The sequence below is a fragment of the Polaromonas sp. P1_G2 genome (assembly GCF_056405515.1).
In genome coordinates this window covers 1-452 of sequence record NZ_JBFUBY010001139.1, presented here as the reverse complement: position 1 = coordinate 452, position 452 = coordinate 1, and the positions used below count along the sequence as shown (strand labels likewise).

The following is a 452-nucleotide window of genomic DNA, read 5'->3' as shown; positions in this document are numbered from 1 at the left end:
CACGAGTGCGATGCCGAACATCGCCATGCCGCGCGATCCGCCGCCCATCTTGCGGTAGCAATCGTCGCTGGCGCAGACAAGGATACGCGGATCCCCCCGCCGCTCGCCGTAGAATGAGGACACTTTGTCGCGGGCCTCTGTGATGAATTGTTCCGTCTGCCTTCGTTCGACCTGCTGCATGGTGCGGTCGATGTAGATATTGTCGCCAAGCGAAGTGAAATCGTAGCAGGAAGGGCAGGCCACGGCCGCGGCAGCAGGATAGGCCAAGACCACCGTGATGAGTGCTGCGAGCAGCAGGCCGGCAAGGCCGAAATGACGCGCATGACATTCCTCCGAAGCGTCTGGACTGTCTGACCGCGGTCCGATCGAGGCAGTCGGAACTTGCTCTTTGTCAAGCTTGCGGCGAGGAAGTTTGTGTTGTTGCTGTCTATGGCTCATCGTCGGCGCTATAT

The 452-nt window shown here is 60.0% G+C and carries 1 protein-coding gene; it reads right to left on the bottom strand.

The window, feature by feature from the left end; translation table 11 throughout:
- A partial coding sequence (locus tag AC1D0P_RS29445) for a hypothetical protein (protein ID WP_477679967.1) occupies positions 1 to 438 on the bottom strand: 438 nt, incomplete at its 3' end.
- Positions 439 to 452: the final 14 nt, after the last annotated feature.